18 protein-coding genes are annotated in these 20838 nt (G+C 64.0%); 9 read left to right on the forward strand and 9 right to left on the reverse strand.

Going from position 1 to position 20838, the window contains the following annotated elements:
- Positions 1-24: 24 nt before the first annotated feature.
- A complete protein-coding gene (locus ACVZTU_RS06745) occupies positions 25-1290 on the reverse strand; it encodes an SLC13 family permease (RefSeq protein ID WP_139469580.1) in 1266 nt (421 codons plus the stop codon).
- 311 nt (positions 1291-1601) lie between these two features.
- Here ACVZTU_RS06745 and ACVZTU_RS06750 point away from each other — a divergent pair, with 311 nt between their 5' ends.
- The 5 genes from ACVZTU_RS06750 to ACVZTU_RS06770 all read left to right on the forward strand — a co-directional run bounded on the left by ACVZTU_RS06750 (position 1602) and on the right by ACVZTU_RS06770 (position 6803).
- Complete coding sequence (locus ACVZTU_RS06750) at positions 1602-2081, forward strand: YybH family protein (protein ID WP_139469579.1); 480 nt, start codon at positions 1602-1604, stop codon at positions 2079-2081.
- Positions 2078-3451: a purine-cytosine permease family protein gene (locus tag ACVZTU_RS06755; protein ID WP_248284042.1), complete on the forward strand. Its 1374-nt coding sequence runs from the start codon at positions 2078-2080 to the stop codon at positions 3449-3451. The genes ACVZTU_RS06750 and ACVZTU_RS06755 overlap by 4 nt, the downstream gene beginning before the upstream one ends.
- Positions 3452-3596: 145 nt before the next feature.
- Complete coding sequence (locus tag ACVZTU_RS06760) at positions 3597-4877, forward strand: sensor histidine kinase (RefSeq protein WP_180345663.1); 1281 nt, start codon at positions 3597-3599, stop codon at positions 4875-4877.
- Positions 4874-5524: a response regulator gene (locus tag ACVZTU_RS06765; protein ID WP_139469577.1), complete on the forward strand. Its 651-nt coding sequence runs from the start codon at positions 4874-4876 to the stop codon at positions 5522-5524. Before ACVZTU_RS06760 ends, ACVZTU_RS06765 begins: the two co-directional genes overlap by 4 nt.
- 121 nt (positions 5525-5645) lie before the next feature.
- On the forward strand, positions 5646-6803 hold the full coding sequence (locus ACVZTU_RS06770) for a fatty acid desaturase family protein (RefSeq protein ID WP_219922145.1): 1158 nt from the start codon (positions 5646-5648) through the stop codon (positions 6801-6803).
- 46 nt (positions 6804-6849) lie between these two features.
- On the opposite strand, the gene ACVZTU_RS06775 is transcribed toward ACVZTU_RS06770, so the two are convergent.
- Together ACVZTU_RS06775 and ACVZTU_RS06780 are read right to left on the reverse strand one after the other, a co-directional pair.
- Positions 6850-7677: an MBL fold metallo-hydrolase gene (locus tag ACVZTU_RS06775; RefSeq protein ID WP_482401623.1), complete on the reverse strand. Its 828-nt coding sequence runs from the start codon at positions 7675-7677 to the stop codon at positions 6850-6852.
- A gap of 105 nt (positions 7678-7782) precedes the next feature.
- Complete coding sequence (locus tag ACVZTU_RS06780; protein WP_139469575.1) at positions 7783-8967, reverse strand: ABC transporter permease; 1185 nt, start codon at positions 8965-8967, stop codon at positions 7783-7785.
- Positions 8968-9091: 124 nt separating this feature from the next.
- Between ACVZTU_RS06780 and ACVZTU_RS06785 the strand changes: the two genes are divergently transcribed.
- Entirely contained in the window at positions 9092-9661 is a 570-nt protein-coding gene (locus tag ACVZTU_RS06785; protein ID WP_139469574.1) for a TetR/AcrR family transcriptional regulator, read from the forward strand.
- Positions 9662-9674: 13 nt separating this feature from the next.
- On the opposite strand, the gene ACVZTU_RS06790 is transcribed toward ACVZTU_RS06785, so the two are convergent.
- Both ACVZTU_RS06790 and ACVZTU_RS06795 read right to left on the reverse strand, forming a co-directional pair.
- Positions 9675-10391 (reverse strand): MgtC/SapB family protein, encoded by a 717-nt coding sequence (locus ACVZTU_RS06790; protein ID WP_181270631.1) that lies wholly within the window; start codon positions 10389-10391, stop codon positions 9675-9677.
- A 156-nt stretch (positions 10392-10547) separates the two neighbouring features.
- Positions 10548-12923, reverse strand: coding sequence for an ABC transporter permease (locus ACVZTU_RS06795; RefSeq protein WP_434594722.1), 2376 nt, complete (start codon positions 12921-12923; stop codon positions 10548-10550).
- A gap of 133 nt (positions 12924-13056) precedes the next feature.
- Here ACVZTU_RS06795 and ACVZTU_RS06800 point away from each other — a divergent pair, with 133 nt between their 5' ends.
- Positions 13057-13713 (forward strand): TetR/AcrR family transcriptional regulator, encoded by a 657-nt coding sequence (locus tag ACVZTU_RS06800; RefSeq protein ID WP_139469571.1) that lies wholly within the window; start codon positions 13057-13059, stop codon positions 13711-13713.
- 95 nt (positions 13714-13808) lie between these two features.
- On the opposite strand, the gene ACVZTU_RS06805 is transcribed toward ACVZTU_RS06800, so the two are convergent.
- The 4 genes from ACVZTU_RS06805 to ACVZTU_RS06820 form a co-directional block, all read right to left on the reverse strand.
- On the reverse strand, positions 13809-14885 hold the full coding sequence (locus ACVZTU_RS06805; RefSeq protein ID WP_139470449.1) for an IS110 family RNA-guided transposase: 1077 nt from the start codon (positions 14883-14885) through the stop codon (positions 13809-13811).
- A gap of 341 nt (positions 14886-15226) precedes the next feature.
- A complete protein-coding gene (locus ACVZTU_RS06810; RefSeq protein ID WP_434594726.1) occupies positions 15227-15961 on the reverse strand; it encodes a DsbA family oxidoreductase in 735 nt (244 codons plus the stop codon).
- A gap of 46 nt (positions 15962-16007) precedes the next feature.
- A complete protein-coding gene (locus ACVZTU_RS06815) occupies positions 16008-17084 on the reverse strand; it encodes an Rv2578c family radical SAM protein (protein ID WP_434594729.1) in 1077 nt (358 codons plus the stop codon).
- Between the two features lie 61 nt (positions 17085-17145).
- Positions 17146-17676 (reverse strand): flavin reductase family protein, encoded by a 531-nt coding sequence (locus ACVZTU_RS06820; protein WP_172168807.1) that lies wholly within the window; start codon positions 17674-17676, stop codon positions 17146-17148.
- 312 nt (positions 17677-17988) lie between these two features.
- Between ACVZTU_RS06820 and ACVZTU_RS06825 the strand changes: the two genes are divergently transcribed.
- Both ACVZTU_RS06825 and ACVZTU_RS06830 read left to right on the forward strand, forming a co-directional pair.
- On the forward strand, positions 17989-19320 hold the full coding sequence (locus ACVZTU_RS06825; protein WP_139469567.1) for an MFS transporter: 1332 nt from the start codon (positions 17989-17991) through the stop codon (positions 19318-19320).
- A gap of 58 nt (positions 19321-19378) precedes the next feature.
- Positions 19379-20758 (forward strand): LLM class flavin-dependent oxidoreductase, encoded by a 1380-nt coding sequence (locus ACVZTU_RS06830; protein ID WP_139469566.1) that lies wholly within the window; start codon positions 19379-19381, stop codon positions 20756-20758.
- Positions 20759-20838: the final 80 nt, after the last annotated feature.

The following is a 20838-nucleotide window of genomic DNA, read 5'->3' on the forward strand; positions in this document are numbered from 1 at the left end:
CAGCGGGGCACCGACCCCGCCGGTTCAGCCGCTGACCACGGTCGGCACTGCGGCGACCACCCAGGCGAGTCCTGGCCCGATGAGGCACATGAGGCCGGCGTAGCCGATCATCTGTCGGTAGTAGCGGTCGCGGATGCTCGGATGGACATTGGCCAGGAGCATCGCGCCGTTGGTCGAGAACGGACTGATATCGACGATGGTCGCGGCGATCGCCAGCGCCGCGACGAACCCTCCGACATGCACGTCGCCCGACTCGAGGAACGGCACCGCCAGGGCGATGACGACACCGATGATCGCCAAGGACGACGCCAGCGCGGAGATCAGGCCGGACATGTAGAACAGCAGCAGCGCTGCCAGCAGGGGGACGCCGATCGCTGAGATGCCGGCCGAGACCCATTCGACGGTTCCGGCCTCCTGCAGCACGGCGATGTAGGTGAGCACTCCGCAGATGAGGATGACGATCGACCATGAGACCTTCGACAGCGCGGCCTTGCCTGCGGCCGGGTCGATGGCGGCGAGCACTACCGAGATCGTGATGGTCACCAGGCCCACATCCCAGCTGAAGATGATCACGGACAGCGCCATCGCGATGAGCCCGATCAGGGTCGGGATCTGAGAGCGTGTGAGACGGATGGTCGTTCCGCCGTCGGGCTCGGCCTCGGGGTGGGGGTGAGCCCCATCTGCCTCCGCGCGCAGTCCTGGCCGGCGACGGAGGACGAACCAGACAACGACCGCGAAGACGGTATTGAAGATGAACGGGGCGAGGAACAAGGTCAGCGGCGCAGGGGTGAGGCCGTTCTTCGTCAGATAGTCGTTGATGAAGATGCCGTAGACGCTGATGGGCGAGAACGCGCCGGCCAGGGCACCGTGGACGACGAGCAGACCGACCATGAACTGATTGATCCTATGACGCCGCGCGAACGACAGCGCCAGCGGCGCGATGATGGCCACGGCGAAGAGCGCCCCGAGCGAGATGAGGACAGCTGTCAGTGCGAAGAAGATCCAGGGCATGAGTCCGATGCGCCCGCCGACGAGCTTCACGCACCAGCGGACGATGACTTCGATCGCGCCGTTGTTCTGGGCGAAGCCGAAGAGGTAGGTCAGGCCGACGAGCGTAAGGAAGAGGTCGACGGGAAATCCTGCGAGGAACTCTTCGGGCGCCTGGTGCAGGACGAGGCCGCCGACGCCCGCGGCCGCGATGAAGCCGAGCAGGCCCATATTGATGTCCCGCCAGGTTCCGATGACGAACATCAGTCCGAGGACGATTACGCAGATCAGTTCTGCACTCATGGGTTCAGCTTCTCCTTCGAACGTCAGCCGCGGAATGTCCGGCGGCACATGGGCATGCGACTCAAATTAATGCATGTCACCTGGTGCGATCAGGTCCATTCGGCATATGAACTCACAGCGACGCTCAGCGGAAGGACTCAGGAGCCGATTCGCCGCTTCGTATAACTGAGGGCAGAATTCGTCCATCGCGGATAGTGCGGACGATCACAGACTCGTTAGTGTGTCATTCAGCTTCATCGGGCCGCACGAGAGTCGTTTGGACTCAGCGCGGCATCCTCCTTCTCTCAGTCTGCGAAAGGTCGCCGTCGATCATGAACGAATCCACACCGGAACCCAGCGAATCCGATGTGCTCACGGCCGCCTCGGCGATCGTCGATGCCTTCGCCGCCACGGACACTCAGTCGTATTTCTCCCGATTCGCCGAGGACGCCTCGTTCGTCTTCCACCCCGAAGCGCGACGCCTGAACACTCGTGCGGAATATGAAAGGGAGTGGGCTTCGTGGTTGGCCGACGGCTGGTCAGTGGCCGCCTGCGCGTCATCGGACCAGCTCGTCCAGACCTTCCCCGGCGGAGCCGTGTTCTCCCACACCGTCGATACGACCGTGAACACCGCAGACGGGCGGGAATCGTACCGGGAACGCGAATCGATCGTCTTCCGCCGCCTCGGTGACGGTGGGCTCATTGCCATCCACGAACACCTCTCCACGGTCCCGGACCCTGCCGACGGCTCGTCGGCGGCTGGTCCCAATGCCGCCGAAAGCAAGCCCGGCGCCGAGGAGGTCGCGCGGTGAACTGGTACCGCCGTTTGGAACAGCGATTGGAATCCGGCCACGATTCCGGAGTCATCCGCGGAACCCTGAGCGGGGGACGGATGTTCATGATCTGGCTGGCCGCGAACCTCGTCGTCACGACCCTGTTGACCGGAACCCTGTTCGTCCCCGGCGTCGACTTCACCACAGCGGTCATCGTCATCATCGTCGGCACGCTCATCGGCACCGTCGTGCTCACGCTCATCGGCAACATCGGCACCCGCACGGGCCTGGCCACCATGGCCATCACCCGCGGTGCCTTCGGCGCCAAGGGCAGCTTCCTGCCGGTCGCCGCCAACGTCATCATCCTCATGGGCTGGAGCTGGGTGCAGGCCATGTTGGCGGGAATCAGCGTCAACTACGTCGTCGCACAGACGACGGGATTCTCCAACCCGATCCTCTTCTCGGTGCTCTGCCAGGCGCTCGTCGTCGGACTGGCGATCCTCGGCCACGAAGGGATCGAGAAGGCCGAACCCTGGTTCGCTCTTCTCATCCTGCTGGTCATGGCCTATGTCTTCGTCATCGCGTTCACGGGACACTCACCCGGCGAATACGCAGGAATCGAGAGCCTGCCGGAGCTCGAGTTCACTCCGGTCCTCGCACTCGATATCGTCATCTCCACAGCCATCTCCTGGACCGTGCTCTCCGGCGACCTCAACCGTTTGGCCGGGACTCAGAAGGCCGGAATCGTCGGATCGGGTCTGGGCTACCTGACCTCGACCGTGCTGGCGATGCTGCTGGGTCTCACCGCGTTCAGCTTCATCCTGCTCGACGGGGGAGACCCGGCCGAATTCGACCCGACGGCCCTAGCCGCGGAATTCGGATGGGCGCTGGCCATCGTCATCTTCCTCTCCGTCATGGCCACGAACACGATGGTCGTCTACGGAATGGTCAACTCCGTCGTCGGCGCACAGAGCAGGACGAAGCTGAAGTTCCTGCCGACGGCCCTCATCCTCGGCGCGATCTCGATCATCGGTTCGACCTGGCTGGCCCTGCTCGACCAGTACACCGACTTCCTCACGATGATCGGGGCGTTCTTCGTCCCCGTCTTCGCCATCCTCATCGTCGACTACTACATCATCAAACGCGGTGCCTACTCACCCGACATCCTCAAGGACTCCGGCGGCCTCTACTCCTACACCCGCGGAGTCAACTGGGTGGCCGTCGGGGTGTGGGTCCTCGGGGCGTTGGCGTCCTATGTGCTCACCTACGCCTATCCCAGCCCGATCGGAGCGACGATCCCGTCCTTCGCCATCTCCTTCGTGCTCTACCTCGTGCTGTCCTGGGGCAGCCGAGCGAAGTTCGCGGGAACTCGGCATGCGCACCTGGCCGACGGGATCCGCGGAAGCTGAACGGGGAGTTCTCGGTTCCGGGCCGCGAACTGACCACTATGTGCCGTTCACAGGTGATGAAGCAGCACAGGCGCTATGATCGCAACGGTCGGCCGGAATCACAGAAGGGAACCGGGTGTCTGTGATGGTAGTCTTCGACAGGTTCATGCCCCCGAACCGTCGACTCAACCCCGAGGCGCTGGCCTGGGTCGCGGTGATCGTGCTTGCCATCGTCATGCTCGCGGTGGAATCGTCGATCGCCGTCTCGGTCAATGAGGCCCCCGTCGCATTGGCCTTCGTCGTCACCATCGTCCACGTCGGGTCCATGCCGCTGTCCATGCTGCGCCCGCTCTTCGGCACGATCATGTCGATCGCCGCCTGCACTGTGCTGCCGCTGCTGGGGCCGCTCGTGTCGGGTGTGCCGTGGCCGTGGATGGTTCCGATGATGATCACTCAGATCGTCATCATCCTCGTCATCGGCCTCCGCGCCCACTGGGGAGTGGCCCTGGCTGCACTGCTCGGCAGCATCGCAAGTTCGGCGGCCGCGGTGCTCATCACTCATCTGCTCGTCGCAGACACCCGCACCGACGGTGCCATTGTCAACATCCTCATTTACTCTTGCATCGCCGGCGGCGTCTACCTCGCCGCGGTCATCATCCAGCAATGGCAGCTCATCCGCTCCCAACTGGTCCAGGAGAAGGAGAACACCGCGGAGGAGCACTCCAAACGCGTGACCATCGAGGAGAAGGCCCGCATCGCCAGGGAACTCCACGACATCGTCGCCCACAGCATGTCGATCATCAACATCCAGGCCTCCAGCGCACCGTTCCGCCATGCCGGGATCGACTCAGAAGTGGCCAAAGAGTTCGAAGACATCTCCAGCTCCGCCCGCACAGCGCTGACCGAGATGCGCGGACTGCTCAGCGTCCTGCGCAACGATGAAGGCGGAGGCGAACTGGCGCCGCAGCCGAAGTTCTCCGAGATCGACCCGCTCATCGAGAAGGCCCGACAGGCCGGAGTGCAGGTCACCGTCGAACGCAGCGGCGAACCGATCGACCACCTCATGCGCGACAGCACCGGACTCGCCGGCTACCGCATCATCCAAGAAGCCCTGAGCAACGCGATCCGCCACGCCCGCAACTCCGCCATCTCCATTAGCATCCGCGGTGGCAACTCGGCCGTCTGGATCAGCGTCACCAATGACCACGGCGACGGTCCCGGCGAGGCCGCGAAACACGAGAAGCACAGCCGGCAGGGACTGATCGGCATGCGCGAACGGGCAGCCTCCGTCGGTGGGGAGATCCGCAGCGGAGCCACTGCCGACGGAGGCTTCGAAGTCGAAGCAGTGCTGCCGCTTTCGCCCCGCGAACGCTCGACCGACGACGGTGAACCGAGCGTCGACACACCGGTCACGGACACTTCGGCCACGGACAAGGAGACCCCATGATCAGGATCGTCATCGCCGATGACCAAGCGATGGTCCGCGCCGGCTTCGCCGCGCTGCTGAGCGCTCATGCAGATATCGAGGTCATCGGACAGGCCGAAGACGGTGCACACTGCGTCGAGCTCGTCGCCGACCTTGGCCCCGATATCGTCCTTATGGACGTCCGAATGCCGCTGATGGACGGAATCGAAGCAACCCGCACGATCGTCGCCGCGAATGCCGAGACCCGGATCATCATGCTCACCACCTTCGACATCGACGACTATGTCTTCGATGCCATCCGCGCCGGGGCCAGCGGTTTCCTCCTCAAGGATGCCCCGCCCAGTGAACTCGCCGAGGCGGTCCGCATCGTCGCCGGAGGCGAAGCGCTCCTGGCGCCGAGCGTGACGAAACGGGTCATCGAACACTTCGCCACCGGAGGACAGAAGCCCAACCGCACAGCGCTGCCCGAACTCACCGACCGAGAACGCGAGATCCTCATCCAAGTCGCCCGCGGAGCGTCCAACACGGAGATCGCGGCGAGTCTGCACATCGCAGTGCAGACCGTGAAGACCCACGTCTCCCGGATCCTGTACAAACTCGATGCCCGAGATCGCGCCCAAGCAGTCATCGCCGCCTACGAATCAGGTCTCATCGTCCCCAACAGCTGAGTTCTGCACCTGTCCTCACCTCGGACCCCCTACCCGAGTAGGGGGTGAAGAACGGCACCCAGGGGTGACGAAAAACGGCGCGGGCATCCATACGGTGGGAACCATGAACTCGTCTGACCTCATGACTTCCGAACCGTCTTCCCCAACTGCGACCGAACTGTCGACTCCGGCACCGGATCGGGCCACGCGGGCCGCAGTGCTCGAACGCAGGCGAGCGAAGAGGGGAACCGCCGAACAGGAATTCACCAGCGACTTCAGCGCGCTGATGGCGCAGGTCAAAGAAGCGGGCCTGCTGGCCAGACGGCCGGGCTGGAACACCCTGCGCTTCGTCCTCCTCGGGCTCGGCTACGTCGCATCCTTCGCCATGCTCTTCCTCATCGGTGAGAGCTGGTGGCAGATGGCGACCGCAGTTGTCTTCGGTGCACTGTTCACCCAGACCGCCTATGTCGCCCATGACGCAGCACACCGGCAGATCTTCACCAGCGGAAAGGTGGGGGAGTGGGTGTCGACGATCATCGGCAACCTCTTCATCGGACTGAGCTACGGATGGTGGCTGAAGAAGCACAATGCACTTCACCACGCCAATCCGAACAAGGCCGGAGTCGACGGAGACATCGCTCCTGGCGCCCTCGTCTTCACTCCCGAGGATGCACGTGAACGCACAGGCCTGGCCAAATGGTTCGCCGCACGTCAGGGCTGGTTCTTCCTGCCGCTGCTGACCCTGGCCGGCCTCCAGCTGCACGTCGAATCCGTCAAAGCCATCGTCCGGGGACAGTCGTCGATCAAACGCCGTTGGATCGAAGGCGTCTTCATCGGAATCCGCCTCATCGGGTTCCCTGCGCTCGCCATCTGGGCGGCAGGTCCTCTCATCGGCAGCGTCTTCTTCCTCGTCCAGCTCGCCGTCTTCGGCGTGCATATGGGCGGATCATTCGCCCCCAACCACAAAGGACAGCCGATCGTACCCAAAGATGTGAAGATCGACTTCCTGCGCCGTCAGACGCTGATGTCACGCAATATCTCCGGCGGTCGCTTCATGGGATTCCTCATGGGCGGTCTGAACTATCAGATCGAACACCACCTGTTCCCCAGCATGCCGAGCGTCAACCTGCACCGGGTGCAGCCGATGGTCCGCGAATACTGCCGCCAGAAGGACATCACCTACACCGAGACGACTCTGCTCGAGTCCTACAAGATCATCATCGCCTACCTCAACCGGGTGGGCCTCGGCGAAGCAGACCCCTTCGATTGTCCCGTCACCGCGCAGTTCCGGTCGCGCTGACCGGCGGGCCTTATTCGGTTCGCACCGAGGGACCGTCGGGGGAAACTCAGGTGAGGTGATCGTGGTCGCCGGAGACCCATTCGGCATAGCGTTCTGCTGAGGTCTGCACTGCAGAGTGTGCCCCGGAACCGATCGACTGACCGAAGTTGCCGTACATGCGGTCGAAGTCGAGATCGATCACCGAGGCGGCGATGCGCCTGACGACCGTGGCCGATAACGGCAGATAGTTCGGGAAGCTGCGCATGAACGTCACCCACCCCGATCGCGCCACCGGACCGATCGAATCGCCGCTGAGCATGACCCCGGCGCCGTCGGCGCCCGTCCAGACTGCCACCGCACTGCCGGGGAAATGACCTCCCGTCCTCCGGAGCCTCACCCCAGGCACCGGCTCCGCCTCGTGGAAATAGGGGCAGACGGCCCGGCCGGTCCGCTGCACCCATTCGAGGTCGGCCCGGCACACGAAGACGGGAGCTCCATCGAATGCGGCACTCCATTCCAACTGGGTGCCGAACATGTGCGGGTGGCTGGCGGCGATCGCCGCAACTCCGCCGAGGTCCCGGATCGCCGCGACCGCCTCGGCGTCGATATAGGCGGGAACATCGAAGAGCACATTGCCGGAATCGGTGCACACGAGATAGCAGGTCTGCCCGATCCCGAACTTCGGTTCGACGCGGATGGCGAAGAGACCGGGTTCCCTCTCCGTGGTGGCGATGCGGTGGCCCTCGGATTCGAGGTCTGCCCGAGTCGTCCACTGTTGGCCGGAGGCAGGAACCCATTGCCGATCGTCCTCGCAGATCGGACACAGCTGTGGTGGAGGCGTCGTCGTCTCCACCCCGCAGGTGCGGCAGATCGTCACATCGGAAAATGCCACCATGTCATCCTCTCGGTTCCACAGAGGAAACCACAGACTCCCACCGAGCCTAGTCCTCACATGAAGTGAAGACCAGGATCGATGGGAGTCCAACGACGCGGCAGCTTGTCAGTGGGCGGCCGTGTGCGCCTTCCTGTGGGCGAGGACGTGGCCGACGAGGATGAGCGCGATGCCGACGACGAGCCAGGCGGTGAGCACCCACCACTGGAGAGCCGACGGCGCGTCAGGGAAGTAGGAGAGATCGCGCAGCAGCGTGCCCGCCGCTCCGGGCACGAAGAACTGACCGATATCGCCCCAGGAGCCGGCGAGGAACTCCTTCGGCTGATTGAGCGAGGCGATCGGATTGCCGATGAGCATGGTGAGCACTGCACCGAACGCGATGCCGGCAGGTCCGATGAGGGAGACGAAGCCGTTGATCAGGCCGACCGTGGCCGCGATCGACAAGCCGATCGCCAGGGCATTGATCGCGAAGTTCCCCTGCAGGATCCCGAACCAGGTCTGCATGATCAGGGCCAGTGCCAGTCCTCCGACGACTCCGTAGACGATGGTGCCGACCAGGCGCATCCGCCGTGAACGGATGCCCATGCTGGTGAGCACACCGCCGACGATGCCGCCAAGGGTCAACGGCAGACCCGCGATGGCCAGTCCCGCACCGGAGGGATCGTCGTCGGAGAGCGGCACGACGTCGGTGATCTTCACCTGCGGAACCTCCGTCGCCGAGGCGGCCGGATCGGCGCCGTCTCCGGCCGGGTTGCCCTGCGGCGGGGCCTGACCGGAGGCAGCGGCCTCGAGAGCCTTCTGCATCTGCTCCTGCATCTTCTTCGTGCCTTCCTGGAGGCCCGAGATCGCCTGTTGGTCGATGTTGTGCTGCATCTGGGTGCCGATTCCGCTGAGCTGCTGCGCGACAGCAGGGGAGGCGGCCTTGGCGATGAGGATCTCCGGTTCGTCCTCGAGGACGAAGGCGCCGTAGACCTCTCGCTGTTCGATGAGGTTCACCGCCTCGGCGCGTGAGTCGACGGTCTTGAGATCGAGCATGCCGTCCGGGGCGTTCTCAGCGATCTGGTCGATCTGCTCTTCGTCTCCGACCGCTGCGATCGGCAGGTCTTTGGGGTCCGAGGTCACGGTCGGCCAGCTGAAGGCGAGCATGACGAGGCTGACGACGGCGGCGGCGAGGACGGCGACGAGGATCGCGCGTCCGAACTGTGGGGGAGCGGCCTGCGCCGCCTTCTCCGGTGTCTCGCTCACCGCCGAGTGGTCGGCCTTGTCTTCTCTGCTGAGTATCTGGGTCGGCATGTCTGTCCAATCATCGAAAACGAATACTCGTTCATTATGAATCCATCCGCTAGGATATATCAAGAATGGTCATTCGTTTTTTGGGGGAGATGTGCCGAAGGTCACCGAGGAGCACAGGAGTGCGATGCGTGCCAGGATTCAGGATGCGGCGCTGGCCTGTTTCGCGCGCAGGGGGTTCGCCGGTGCGTCCATGGCCGACATCGTCAAGGAAGCGGGGCTGTCGGCCGGAGCGGTCTATGTCTACTATGCGTCGAAGGCCGACCTGATGATCGACGTCGCCCGCCGGGTGATGGAGCCGCGCATGGCGGTGCTCGAGGCGGCCAAGTCCGGAAGTGAGGTGACAGCTCCTGCCGAGGTGTTCGTCGAGCTCATCGATTCCCTGCTCATCGACAATCCGTTCGCCTCGGTCATGGTTCAGGTCTGGGGGGAGTCTTCCTACGACAAGGAGTTCGCGAGTTTCGCCGGTGGGGTCTTCGAGACGCTCATCGAAGAATTCACCGTTTATCTTGCTGCCTATCTGCAGGATCAGCGGGGAGCGGACGCTGAAGGCGCGCGGGCTCGTGCCGCGGCAATGGTGCCCGGGCTGCTGGCAATGATCCAGGGGGCCGTCGTCCAGTCGACCGTCTTCGGCGAATCCTCCCGGCTGCGGGTCCGGGCCGGAATCGAAGCAGTGATCTCCAGCGTCGATTTCTGAGTTCGTCGGCTGCTCATACGGAATCGCCGTCGTCATCGACCGAGTGGACGCGGTCTTCGCGCATGCTCACCGTTTCGACGCCGCTCAGTTCCATGAGCGGGGCGACGAGCAGGTGCAGAGGCCGCTTTCCGTCGAACCTCACATCGACCTGCACCATCCGCGTCTCGTCGGGGGACTCGAAGCGGCGCGAATCGACGATGGTATTCGCAAAACCCATTCGGCCGGCCAGAGCGAGGATCTCGCGGAGGACACCGGCCCCGTCGTGGTAGGTGATGCGCAGGAGTTTGCGATGGTCGCTGTTGGGGATCCTGCGGATGAGAGGCGCGATGACGAACAGCGTGAACAGGTGCAGAGCAGTGAGCATGGCGGCCAAGGGCAGCATTCCCGCACCGCAGGCCATTCCGACGGCCGCGGTGACCCAGATCGTTGCGGCGGTGGTGAGTCCGCGGACCATGTTGCGTCCTTTGAAGATGACTCCGGCGCCGAGGAAGCCGATTCCGGAGACGATCTGCGCGGAGATTCGTGAAGGGTCGAGGCGGACGTCGTTCTCGAGCACTCCGGCGAATCCATACGCGGAGATCAGAGTGAAAGCGCAGGTGCCGATGCCCACGAGCACGTGGGTGCGGTACCCGGCGGCCTTCTGCCTGAACTGCCGCTCGAAGCCGATGAGGGAGCACAGGACGAAGCTGGCCAGCAGCAGGCCGGCTTCCAACAGGCCGGTGCTGCTCATGATGTTCTCAATCGACGCGGAGTTGACCATAGTGCCTTCACCATAGCCCCACCCCCAACGAACAACCCCCAATTACTACCTGACGGCGGCCCGGCAACCTCGCGCGAGGTTGCTGGGCCGCCGTCAGGTAGCAGGTCAGACTGTGGAGGGGATTGACTACTCGTGAGGTCTGCGGCTGCGGGCCTGACCGTCGCCGGCTGTCGGGGCTCGGCGATCCGACTCCTGCGCGTCGGTGCCGTCGTCGACGATGGAGCCTTGAACGGTCTGGTACGACTCCTGGCTGGGCGCGGAGTCCTGATCGGCCGCCTCGGCGTCGGACTTCGCATGATCCGGGGACATGCCCAACGCCAATGCCTGCTTCCGTTGTTCCTTGGCGATCTCTCGCTCGCGCTCGAGGTGGAGATTGCCGAAATCATGGGCCGTGCGCGGCGGTTTGATGCCATCGATGAGGAAGACGAGAGCCAGCGACACCAGTCCCCACAGGCCGAGGACCTGCAGATGTTCGGTCACGACATCGCCGTCGAAATACAGGATCGAGCGGATGGTCTCGACCGAGGCGGCCATCGGCAGAAAATCGTGCAATGTGGCGAAGAACTTCGGCACCATATACTGCGAGAGGGCTCCGTTCGACGACGGCACGCCGGCGAACATGAGCGTGCCGATGACCGGGATGATCGCGAACATGCCCAAGAGCCTTTCGAAGACCATGGCGAACATGGAGATGCAGGCGATGGCGATGATGCCGGCACCCCACAGCGCCGCGAAATGCCCGTCGACGGCTCCTGTGATCGGACCGGCGATGGTCGCGACGATCAGCGACATAAACGGTGCGTAGACGACGATGATCGGCAGCATCCGCTTCAGCGGCCTGGTCCACGGGTTGGCGTTAGCGGCAACGATGACGACCATGAAGCCGGCGAGGATCCATCCCATCGCCACGTACATCACAACCACGCCGTTCTTGTCCCGATCGGGCAAGGGCTTCAGGTCGTCGACCGTGAGATCGGAGTCCTGCGCCTGAGCCACCTGTTCGAAGACCTGTACGGCCACACGGTAGGAAGCGTTGTTGCCGGCCTGGTTGGCCAAGAGCTCGAAATCCGGATTCTTCTCGCTGGGTAGGACGAGCGCGGCGACCTCATCGCGGTTCTCCACGAGCCGACGGGCTTCGCCCTTGTCATCGAGCGCGGTGAACTCGAACTTTCCGTCCATCTGCTCATCGAGCTGCTTGATAGTGTCTTCGGCCTGTTCGACCGAGGACCCGACGACCGCGACCGGCATGTCCTTCGGCGTCGGCGAATGCATCGCTCCGAGCATGAACGTGATCATCATGGTCACCATCGCCAGCGGGAAGAGGGTCAGCGAGATGTAGCGCATGAGCTTCGTATCCGGCCTCCGGCCGCCGTGGATCGCTGCCACATTGACATCCAGCGGCACAGGGTGTTCATTGCGCTTGGCGTAGAAGTGGTCGTAGACCTTCGTCAGCAGCAGACCGGCCACCGCGCCGAGGGCGAGGACGAACAGGTGTCCGGTGACTCCGTTGCCGTCGAAGTAGAGCACGGAGCGCAGGGACTCGCCGATCGCCGGCATCGGCAGGAACTCGTGGGTGAAGCGGAAGAACTTCGGCATGCTGTACACCGGCATCGCCATATTCGACGACGGCATGCCGAGGACCATGAGGAAGAGGATCCCGAGAATCACACCCAGTGCCCCGACGAGGCGGGTGATGAAGAGCTGGACGGAGGAGATGGCGAAAACGCCCAGCCAGGCGATGCCGAGGACGGCCGCCGTGTCCTTGACATCGACGACATCGAGGATCGGGCAGGCCACGGTCCACACGAGGCCGGCGATGGCAGCCGACCACCCGGCGAGGATCGGCACGATGCGTTTGAACTTCAGCAGTTCAGGCGAATTCGACCGCAGAACGCTGAAGGGCATGTAGCCGGCCATGACGATGGAAGTCATGAGGAACATCGCCGCCATCCCGGACGGATCGTTGTCCGGCAACGGGACGATGTCGTCGGTGTTGACCGTGAAACCGTCTTCAGCGAGCGCGGGACGCACGAGCTGCTCGACGGTGGTCGACTGTTGGATCCCGGCTCCGCTGGCGGTGACGATCGTCGCGGTATCGCCCTTGACGATGATCGCCGCCGAGGCCTCCCTGTCATAGACGTCCTGGCGGGCGTCGTAGACATCATCGGTCGTCTCGATTTCGAAGGCGTCGGGTTCGGCGCCGTTGATCGCAAATGCCACATCATCGGCCTTGGCCGATGACCCCGCCACCACGATGGGCATGTCGTTGGCTTCGGGGGAGTGCATCGTCCCCAGGTAGCTCGTGATCATCATGCCCACGAAGATGAGCGGCATGAGGAAGATCGCAACGGTGCGGCCGATGAATTCGGCCTTCGCGCGTTTGGCCGCTGCTTGGTCCTCGGTGGTCGCAGTCGAGCCGGCCTCGGAGTCGGAAGCCGGGTGCGATGTCGGGTGCTCGGACTCGAGGGCCTCTTTTCTCGTTCGCGGTTGGCTATCGGACATTGTCGTCCCCTTCAAGGATCGGAAATCGTGTGATCCTCGTCGACCACGGTGAACTTCGCCAGTTTAAGACACGTGACTTAAAACTGTGAAATCGAGAACTTGTGATTTCGAGAGCGAATGGAAAGATGAGGGAATGACCATCCAGAGTGACCGGGCGCGGGATGCCCTGCTCGACGCCGCCGAAGAGCTGTTCGCGCGCAATGGGATCGATGCGGTATCGAACAGGCGCATCGTCGAACACGCGGGGGCTGCGAATCACTCGGCGATCGCTTACCATTTCGGCGGCCGCGAGGGGCTGCTGCGCGCACTCGTCGAGCGCCACCATGACGAAATGGCTCGGCGCAGGCGTGAGCTGACGGAGCAGCTGGGCGAGACGCCGAACATCCACGAGCTCGTCACGACTCGTCTGCGCCCGCTCATCGAGCTGCTCGACAGTCTTCCGAAGCCGAGCTGGCGGGCGCAGTTCATGTCTCAGATCTCGGCTGTCCCCTCCGCCGTCGAGGTGGCCAAAGAGGTGATCGGGGACGCGGACCTGCCCGATGACCTGCGATTCATCAACGGAGCGGTCGACGGGATCCCCGAAGGGGTTCTGCGCGGTCGCGCCTATCTGCTGGGGAGCATGGTCGTCGGCGTCTGCGCCGACCAGGAGGCGAAGATGAATGAAGACGCCAATAAGGGCAGCTGGGAACAGGTCGGCCGCTTCCTCATCGATGCGGCGGCGGGAATGCTCGGGGCACCGGTGACCGACCCGGACGGTGCCGTGCGCTACCCGAGCGTTCCCCTGCTCTGATCAGCTGACAGCCCCGCCCGAATCTCCTGTTATTACTACCTGACGGCGGCCCAGCAACCTCGCGCGAGGTTGCTGGGCCGATCCTTCTATGTCTGTCAAGCCGGCGTGGGAATTGTTTCTAGCCCGTTGAGAATCTTGAAAACTCGACGCGCGAGATACCATTTGAGCTTGCGCTTGAGTTCCCTCTTCGACTTCTTCGTCGGGTCCTCACCAAAGCGCTGGGCAACATAATCCCTGGTTCTCTCATCGTGGATCATCCGGTTCGTGATCACCGTGTGCAGGGCCCGGTTCAACTGCCGATCCCCACCCCTGTTCAACCGGTGTCGTTGCGTGTTGCCCGACGAAGCAGGGATCGGATTCGCCCCTGCCAGGGCTGCGAACGCAGCCGCGTTACGGACTCGTCCCGGATGCGACCAGGCGGTGAAGAACACCGCGGCAGTGAACGTACCGATCCCGGGTTCGGCCAGCAAGACTGCCGCCGGACTGGCCTCAACAAGTTCAGCGAGCTTGTCATGGTTGTCCTGCAGATCGTCATCAAGATCGAGGACGCGTTGAGCTAAACGGACCGCTTCGTCCCGGGACGTGGCCAGGCCGATGTCTTCCTTCCTCGACCGCCACTTCGAGATCTCGACGAACTGGGCATCGGTCAACGAGTTACGGGCATCAATTCCCAGAGCGACAGTGCGCACCAACGCGGTCAGGGAGTTGATCATCCGGGTCCGTTCGGTGGTCATCGCGTCCCGGGCTGCCAACAGCACGCGCAGGCCCTGGCGGACTCCTTCGCCTTGGCGTGGCCACCGCAGCTGGTCGGTGTGTAGCGCCAGCACGGACTTCGCGATCCGGTAGGAGTCGAGCTCATCGCTCTTACCCACGCCGTACCGGGCTTTGGCATCCATGCGTCCAGCTTCGACCACGGGGTATTCGGTCGTGGCGATATGACCGGTCAGCACCGCCCCGTAGGATGCGGTTCCTTCCACGACCCACAGGGTGTCGAGGTCACCTTTCGTCCACCGGCCGGCCCAGGTCAGGGCCCGTTTGATGCCGGCCCGAGATGTCGGGAAGCTGCCGGTAGCCACGAGGATGCCGGTGTTGGTGATGATCGTGTAGACGTGTTTTCTGGCGTGTGTATCGACGCCGATGAAGAAGTTGTATAAGTGCGCGACAATGGACATAGCGGTTCGAAGCTCCCTGTTTGACCGATAGGTTGTGCGGCCGCTTGCGGCCGGTACCGGTCCGGGATGAGGTCACTTCGGAACAACACTGTGATGAGTCACGCCCCGGCAAGGGGCGGACAGCCTTCTGATCAAGTTACCGAGGTGGGCCGAGTCGGTGCCGGCCGCACCACCCATGTGATCGGACAAATCGGCCCGAAGACACCACCAAAAGGGGGTGGGTCACCGCCAGGTTGAGTCACGATCACGGGGTGGAGAGGCCAGCACCTACTCTGCCAGCCGGTCCCAGACCAGCCACTACCAAGACTCACAGCCGTCAGGTAGCAATAGGGGTGTTTTGGTCAGTTGCAGCCGTCGGGGCCGCAGACCGCGCCGTCGGCGAAGTCCTCGGCCGCGTCCTTGCCTGCTGACTGCGGAGTCCCGGCGAGCACCGTGAGCTTCTGTCCCTCGTCCCAGGCCGTCTCGAGTGCCTGAGAGAAGACCTCCGCCGGTTGGGCTCCGGAGATCCCGTACTTGCGGTCGATGACGAAGAACGGGACTCCATTGGCGCCGAGCGAGCGGGCCTCACTGATATCGGCCCGTACCTCATCCGAGAATTCATCGGTTGCGAGGATCCGGCGGACCTCGACGGGATCGAGGCCGATCTCACGTCCCACCTCGGCGAGGTAGTCGACGTCACCGATGTCGCGACCCTTCTCGAAATGGCCCGAGAGCAGCACCTCCTTGGCCTCGGACATGAGTCCGTGAGTCTTGGCGAAGTGGAGGAAGCGGTGCGCGGTGAAGCTGTTGGCCACGACGATCGAGTCGAAGTCGTAGTTCAGGCCGACTCCGGCAGCCTGCTGTGTGACATGATCGAACATCTGTCGCACCTGAGCGGCGGGCATGCCCTTCATCTGACTGAGGTATTCGGTCTCGGTGCCGTCGAAGTGATCGGGCAGGCTCGGGTCGAGCTGGAAGCTGCGCCATTGGACGTCGACGTCATCCTTGTGAGCGAAGCCGTCGAGGGCATCCTCGAAGCGACGTTTTCCGATATAGCACCAGGGGCAGGCGATGTCCGACCAGATCTCAATCTTCATATCAATGCTAACCGTGCCCATCTCATGGTTATTCCGCAGGTCCGGCTCAGAACAGAGCCTGCTGCGATGGGGCGGCGAGCTGCTGCGTCGGAGCCGCTGGCACGCCCACCGTCTGCCGGTTTCGGCCCGACTCTGGGCGACCGCGCATCCGCGAGGTCGCAGGGTAGTCGTCATCGCTGCGTCCGCGCAGGTCATATCGGTCGATAAGGGGGTTGATGCGCTCACTGAGCCACCGACGATACTCCTTCGATGCGTAGGATGAGCCGGCGTACATCCTGCGATAGCGGGGGAGCAGCTCGGGGCGGTTGTGTTCGAGCCATTCGAAGAACCATTCGCGGGCGCCAGGGCGCAGGTGCAGCGCCCCGTAGACGACTCGCGCGGCTCCGGCGTCCCTGATCGCCCGAAGAGCGGATTCGAGGTGGTCACGGGAGTCGGTGAGCTTCGGCATGATCGGCATCATGAACACGGTGACAGCGAACCCGAGTTCGGCGGCCGCGCGCACGGTGGCCAGTCTGGCCTTCGTCGTCGGCGTGCCGGGCTCGAGGCTCTGCTGCAGAGCGTCGTCGTGAACGGCGATCGACATGCTGATCTCAACAGGAGCGTCTTCGGCGACGCGGGCCAGCAGAGGCAGATCCCGTCGCAGCAGCGTGCCCTTGGTCAGAATCGACATCGGAGTCGACTGTTCGGCCAGTGCGCTGATGATGCCCGGCATGAGGGAGTAGCGGCCTTCGGCGCGCTGATAGGGGTCGGTGTTCGTGCCGAGTGCGACATGGTCTCGCTTCCATGTCGGACGCGCCACCTCGGCGGCGAGGACGTCGGCGATATTGATCTTGACGACGACCTGGCGATCGAAGTCGGTCCCGGAATCGAGATCGAGGTAACGGTGAGTGTTCCTGGCGAAGCAGTACACGCAGGCGTGTGAGCAGCCGCGGTAGGGGTTGACGGTCCAGGAGAAGGGCATCGAGCTGGACTGGGGAACCCTGTTCAGCGCCGACTTCGCCAGCACCTCGTGGAAGGTGATTCCTGAGAATTCCGGCGTCTGCACCGACCGGACCAGTCCCTTCGTCCCGAAGAGGACAGGTGTGCTGGGGTCGGTGCTGGCGCTCGCTTCGTTCCACCGCATGACATCAGTCGAACACGAGTTCGAATGTGAGTCAAGGGTGGGGCATTGCGTTCAGGCGGGGTCAGGAAACGCGCAGTCCCTTGAACTCGCTGCGGTGGAAGACCAGGGCCTCGGGTCCGTCGTCATTGCGAGTGCCGAGGATCTCGAGCAGGGCCACGGTGTGGTCGCCGGCCGCGACCTCATCGTAGAGCCGGGTCCAGAGGAACGCTGAGCTGCCGGGGATCGTCAGTGCGCCTCCGGCAGTGACCTCAGGGCTGACGCCGGTGAATCGTCGACTGCGATCCTTCGCCGCCAACTGCCTGGCCAGGTGCTCTTGGTCGGTGCCCAGCAGGGAGATCCCCAGCTCGGGAGCTCGACGCAGGGTGGGCCAGGTGGTCGATGTGTTCTGGACGGCGACGCTGACCAAGGGTGGGTCGAGGGAGACGCCGACGGTGAGGGTGGAGGCGACGAGACCCAGGGGCGCCGCATCGATTTCGGCGCCGATGAAGGCGACCCCCTGGGGGAAATGGGAGAAGGCCTCGCGGAGAGCCTCGGGTGTTGCGGGGGTCACCGGGGCCGGTGACTGTGCGGTGCGGTCTGCCAAGAGTGTCATTCCTTCACCTCTGCGTTCGTGTGGTCGTCGGTGTCTCAGATGCCGGCTGATGCGATGACGCTCGCTGATCCGTTGAGCAATCCAAGAGTGTGGGTTCGTCTGTCGGAATTGTTGAGGTTGATCATTGCAAAGCGGAGGCGCCGGTGTCGTGGCCGAGGTCATATGAAGACGACTTATGACCGCATATGACGCTGAGAGTCGGGGCGTGACGGAAACGTGCGGCCGGTGACGGGGTTCGGGCATAGATTGCTCAGCGAATCATGCGCTCGTCAGGCAGCGAGCCTCCCGAACCCCGCCGCAGAGGAGAACCCTATGACGCAGACGCCGGTCACCGCACCGAGCACCCAGGACCCGCCGCAGCGGTTCCTGTCCGGAAAGAAGCGGGTGCTGGCCTCGGCCTTCGCCGGGACGACGATCGAGTGGTACGACTTCTACCTCTACGGCACCGCCGCGGCCCTGATCTTCAACGTCCAGTTCTTCCCCTCCGACAGTGAGCTCGGCAGCCGACTCGCGTCCTTCGCTACTCTCGCCGTCGGATTCTTCGCTCGGCCCTTGGGCGGAATCGTCGCCGGCCACCTCGGCGACCGTGTAGGTCGCAAGGCTCTGCTCGTCGTCTCCCTTCTGTCCATGGGGACGGCGTCGACGCTCATCGGCCTGGTCCCGAACTTCGACGCCATCGGCTGGTGGGCCGCTGTCTCCCTCGTCGTTCTGCGTATCGTCCAGGGCCTGTCGGCAGGTGCCGAATGGGGCGGATCGGCTCTGCTGTCCGTCGAACATGCACCCGCCCGCAAACGCGGTCTCTTCGGATCCTTCACCCAGATCGGATCTGCGGCGGGAATGCTGTTGGCCACCAGCTCCTTCTTCCTCGTCCAGAACCTGATGAGTGATGAAGCGTTCGAGGCCTTCGGCTGGCGCATCCCCTTCCTCGCCTCCGCGCTGCTCGTGGCACTGGGACTGTGGATCCGCCTCGGCGTCTCCGATGCGCCTGAGTTCCAGGAGCTCAAGGATTCCGGAAAGGTCGCCAAAGCACCGCTGCGGGAGGTGCTGACCGCTCATCCGCGGGTCCTGCTCGTCACCATCGGACTGCGCCTGGCACAGAACAGCGTCTTCTACCTCATCACCGTCTACATGCTCAGCTACCTGGCGGAGAATCGCGGCGATTCGACCTCGGGAGTCACAGCCGTCATGATCGCCTCGGCGGTCGGACTGGTGACCGGACCGGCTTGGGGGTGGGCCTCGGACCGGATCGGTCGCAAGCCCGTGACGATCTTCGGACTCATCGGCATCGCAGTATTCGGCTGGTTCTTCTTCGCCTTCCTCGACGCAGGTCCGCTGGGACTGCTGCCCCTGGTCGTCATCCTCGGCATGAATCTCGCCCACGATGCCGTCTATGGTCCCCAGGCGGCCTGGTTCGCCGAACAGTTCCCCATCGAAGTCCGCTACTCGGGTGTGAACATGGGCTACCAGCTGGGCACCGTCATCGGCGGCGGAATCATGCCGATGGTCGCGGCCCTGCTCTACGTCGCCGGCGGCCACTCGCCGTGGCTCATCTGCGGCTACCTCACCCTGCTGTGCGTCCTCTCGCTCATCGCCGCCATCGGCGCCAAAGATCCTGCCCGAGCGCTCGCGCGCACCGCGGCCTGAACACACCCGCCGGTACGTCGGCCCGCACCCATCGCACCACCATGATTAGGAGACTCCTATGACGAAACCGATTCTGCTCAACGCCTTCGACATGATGACCCCGGTCCACCAGTCACCCGGACTGTGGCGCCACCCGGAATCGAGAGTCGACGAATTCACCCAACTGTCCTTCTGGACGGACCTGGCCAAGACCCTCGAGGACGGCGGATTCTCCTCCCTCTTCCTCGCCGACATCCTCGGCGTCTATGACGTGTACGGCGGCAACGCGGATGTCACGAACCGTGGGGGAGTGCAGTTCCCACTGCTCGACCCCCTCGTCGCCGTCCCCGCCATGGCCGCAGCCACGACGACGCTGGGATTCGGCGTGACCGCCTCGGTGACCTATGAGAAGCCCTACCTGCTCGCCCGCACCCTGACCACCCTCGATCACTTCACGAACGGACGTGTGGCCTGGAACATCGTCACCAGCTATGTCGACTCCGCTGCCCGCAACCTCGGGCTCAAGGGCCAGATCCCGCACGATGAGCGCTACGACCGGGCCGATGAGTTCATGGAAGTCATGTACAAGCTGTTCGAGGGCTCGATCACTCCGGACGCACTCAAAGCCGATGCCGACGCCAACGTCTTCGTCGACCCGAACGAGGTCCACGACATCGGCCACGACGGCAAGTTCTTCACCGTCCCCGGTCAGGCGCTCGCCGTCCCCGGACCGCAGGGCACCCCGCTGCTCTTCCAGGCCGGCGCATCCAAACGCGGCCAGGAATTCGCGCTCGACCACGCCGAGGCGATCTTCTTCTCCGGACCGACCCCGGAGATCCTGCGCAGCTGGGTCGACAAGGTCCGTGACGGACTCGAAGAGCGCGGACGCGCCCGTGACGCGGTGAAGATCTTCGCTCTGGCCACCGTCATCGTCGACGACACTGACGAAGCCGCCGAGGCTCGCCTGGCCGACTATCGCCGCTACGTCGACACCGAATCCGCGCTGTCCCTGTTCGGCGGATGGACCGGAGTCGACCTCTCGGGAGCTGACCCCGAAGACACCCTCGAATACGTCTCGACCGAAGCCAACCAATCCGCGCTCGCCTCCTTCACCACCATGGCCGGAGACAAACCCTGGACGATTCGGGACCTCGCGGAGTTCGTCGCCCTCGGCGGACGCGGACCGGTCATCACTGGATCGCCGGAGACCATCGTCGACGAGTTCGAACGGTGGATGACCGAAGCCGATATCGACGGATTCAACATCGCCGCGGCCGTGCGCCCGGCCGATGCCGAACGCTTCACGAAGTACGTCTCGCCCGAACTGCGCCGCCGCGGACTCCTGCCCGAACCGACCGCAGGTGCCACGGTGCGCGAGCAGCTCACCGGGGCCGGCCCCCGCCTGGCCGAGGACCACACGGGTGCCCGGTTCCGCCTCGGCGAGGGTGCCCGCGTCTGATCACACGGGGTCCGACGAATCGGGGAACGGCCGTGGGGCATAATGGTCTGCGGCCGTTTTCCGATCCGTGAACCGAACTG

Source organism: Brevibacterium sp. OS20 (assembly GCF_056837565.1).

Bases quoted from the DNA above. Each gene is read 5' to 3' on its own strand.
- ACVZTU_RS06745 (WP_139469580.1), bottom strand. From the start codon at position 1,290: ATGAGTGCAGAACTGATCTGCGTAATCGTCCTCGGACTGATGTTCGTC.
- ACVZTU_RS06750 (WP_139469579.1), top strand. From the start codon at position 1,602: ATGAACGAATCCACACCGGAACCCAGCGAATCCGATGTGCTCACGGCC.
- ACVZTU_RS06760 (WP_180345663.1), top strand. From the start codon at position 3,597: ATGCCCCCGAACCGTCGACTCAACCCCGAGGCGCTGGCCTGGGTCGCG.
- ACVZTU_RS06765 (WP_139469577.1), top strand. From the start codon at position 4,874: ATGATCAGGATCGTCATCGCCGATGACCAAGCGATGGTCCGCGCCGGC.
- ACVZTU_RS06770 (WP_219922145.1), top strand. From the start codon at position 5,646: ATGACTTCCGAACCGTCTTCCCCAACTGCGACCGAACTGTCGACTCCG.
- ACVZTU_RS06775 (WP_482401623.1), bottom strand. From the start codon at position 7,677: ATGGTGGCATTTTCCGATGTGACGATCTGCCGCACCTGCGGGGTGGAG.
- ACVZTU_RS06780 (WP_139469575.1), bottom strand. From the start codon at position 8,967: ATGCCGACCCAGATACTCAGCAGAGAAGACAAGGCCGACCACTCGGCG.
- ACVZTU_RS06785 (WP_139469574.1), top strand. From the start codon at position 9,092: ATGCGTGCCAGGATTCAGGATGCGGCGCTGGCCTGTTTCGCGCGCAGG.
- ACVZTU_RS06790 (WP_181270631.1), bottom strand. From the start codon at position 10,391: ATGAGCAGCACCGGCCTGTTGGAAGCCGGCCTGCTGCTGGCCAGCTTC.
- ACVZTU_RS06795 (WP_434594722.1), bottom strand. From the start codon at position 12,923: ATGTCCGATAGCCAACCGCGAACGAGAAAAGAGGCCCTCGAGTCCGAG.
- ACVZTU_RS06800 (WP_139469571.1), top strand. From the start codon at position 13,057: ATGACCATCCAGAGTGACCGGGCGCGGGATGCCCTGCTCGACGCCGCC.
- ACVZTU_RS06805 (WP_139470449.1), bottom strand. From the start codon at position 14,885: ATGTCCATTGTCGCGCACTTATACAACTTCTTCATCGGCGTCGATACA.
- ACVZTU_RS06810 (WP_434594726.1), bottom strand. From the start codon at position 15,961: ATGAAGATTGAGATCTGGTCGGACATCGCCTGCCCCTGGTGCTATATC.
- ACVZTU_RS06815 (WP_434594729.1), bottom strand. From the start codon at position 17,084: ATGCGGTGGAACGAAGCGAGCGCCAGCACCGACCCCAGCACACCTGTC.
- ACVZTU_RS06820 (WP_172168807.1), bottom strand. From the start codon at position 17,676: ATGACACTCTTGGCAGACCGCACCGCACAGTCACCGGCCCCGGTGACC.
- ACVZTU_RS06825 (WP_139469567.1), top strand. From the start codon at position 17,989: ATGACGCAGACGCCGGTCACCGCACCGAGCACCCAGGACCCGCCGCAG.
- ACVZTU_RS06830 (WP_139469566.1), top strand. From the start codon at position 19,379: ATGACGAAACCGATTCTGCTCAACGCCTTCGACATGATGACCCCGGTC.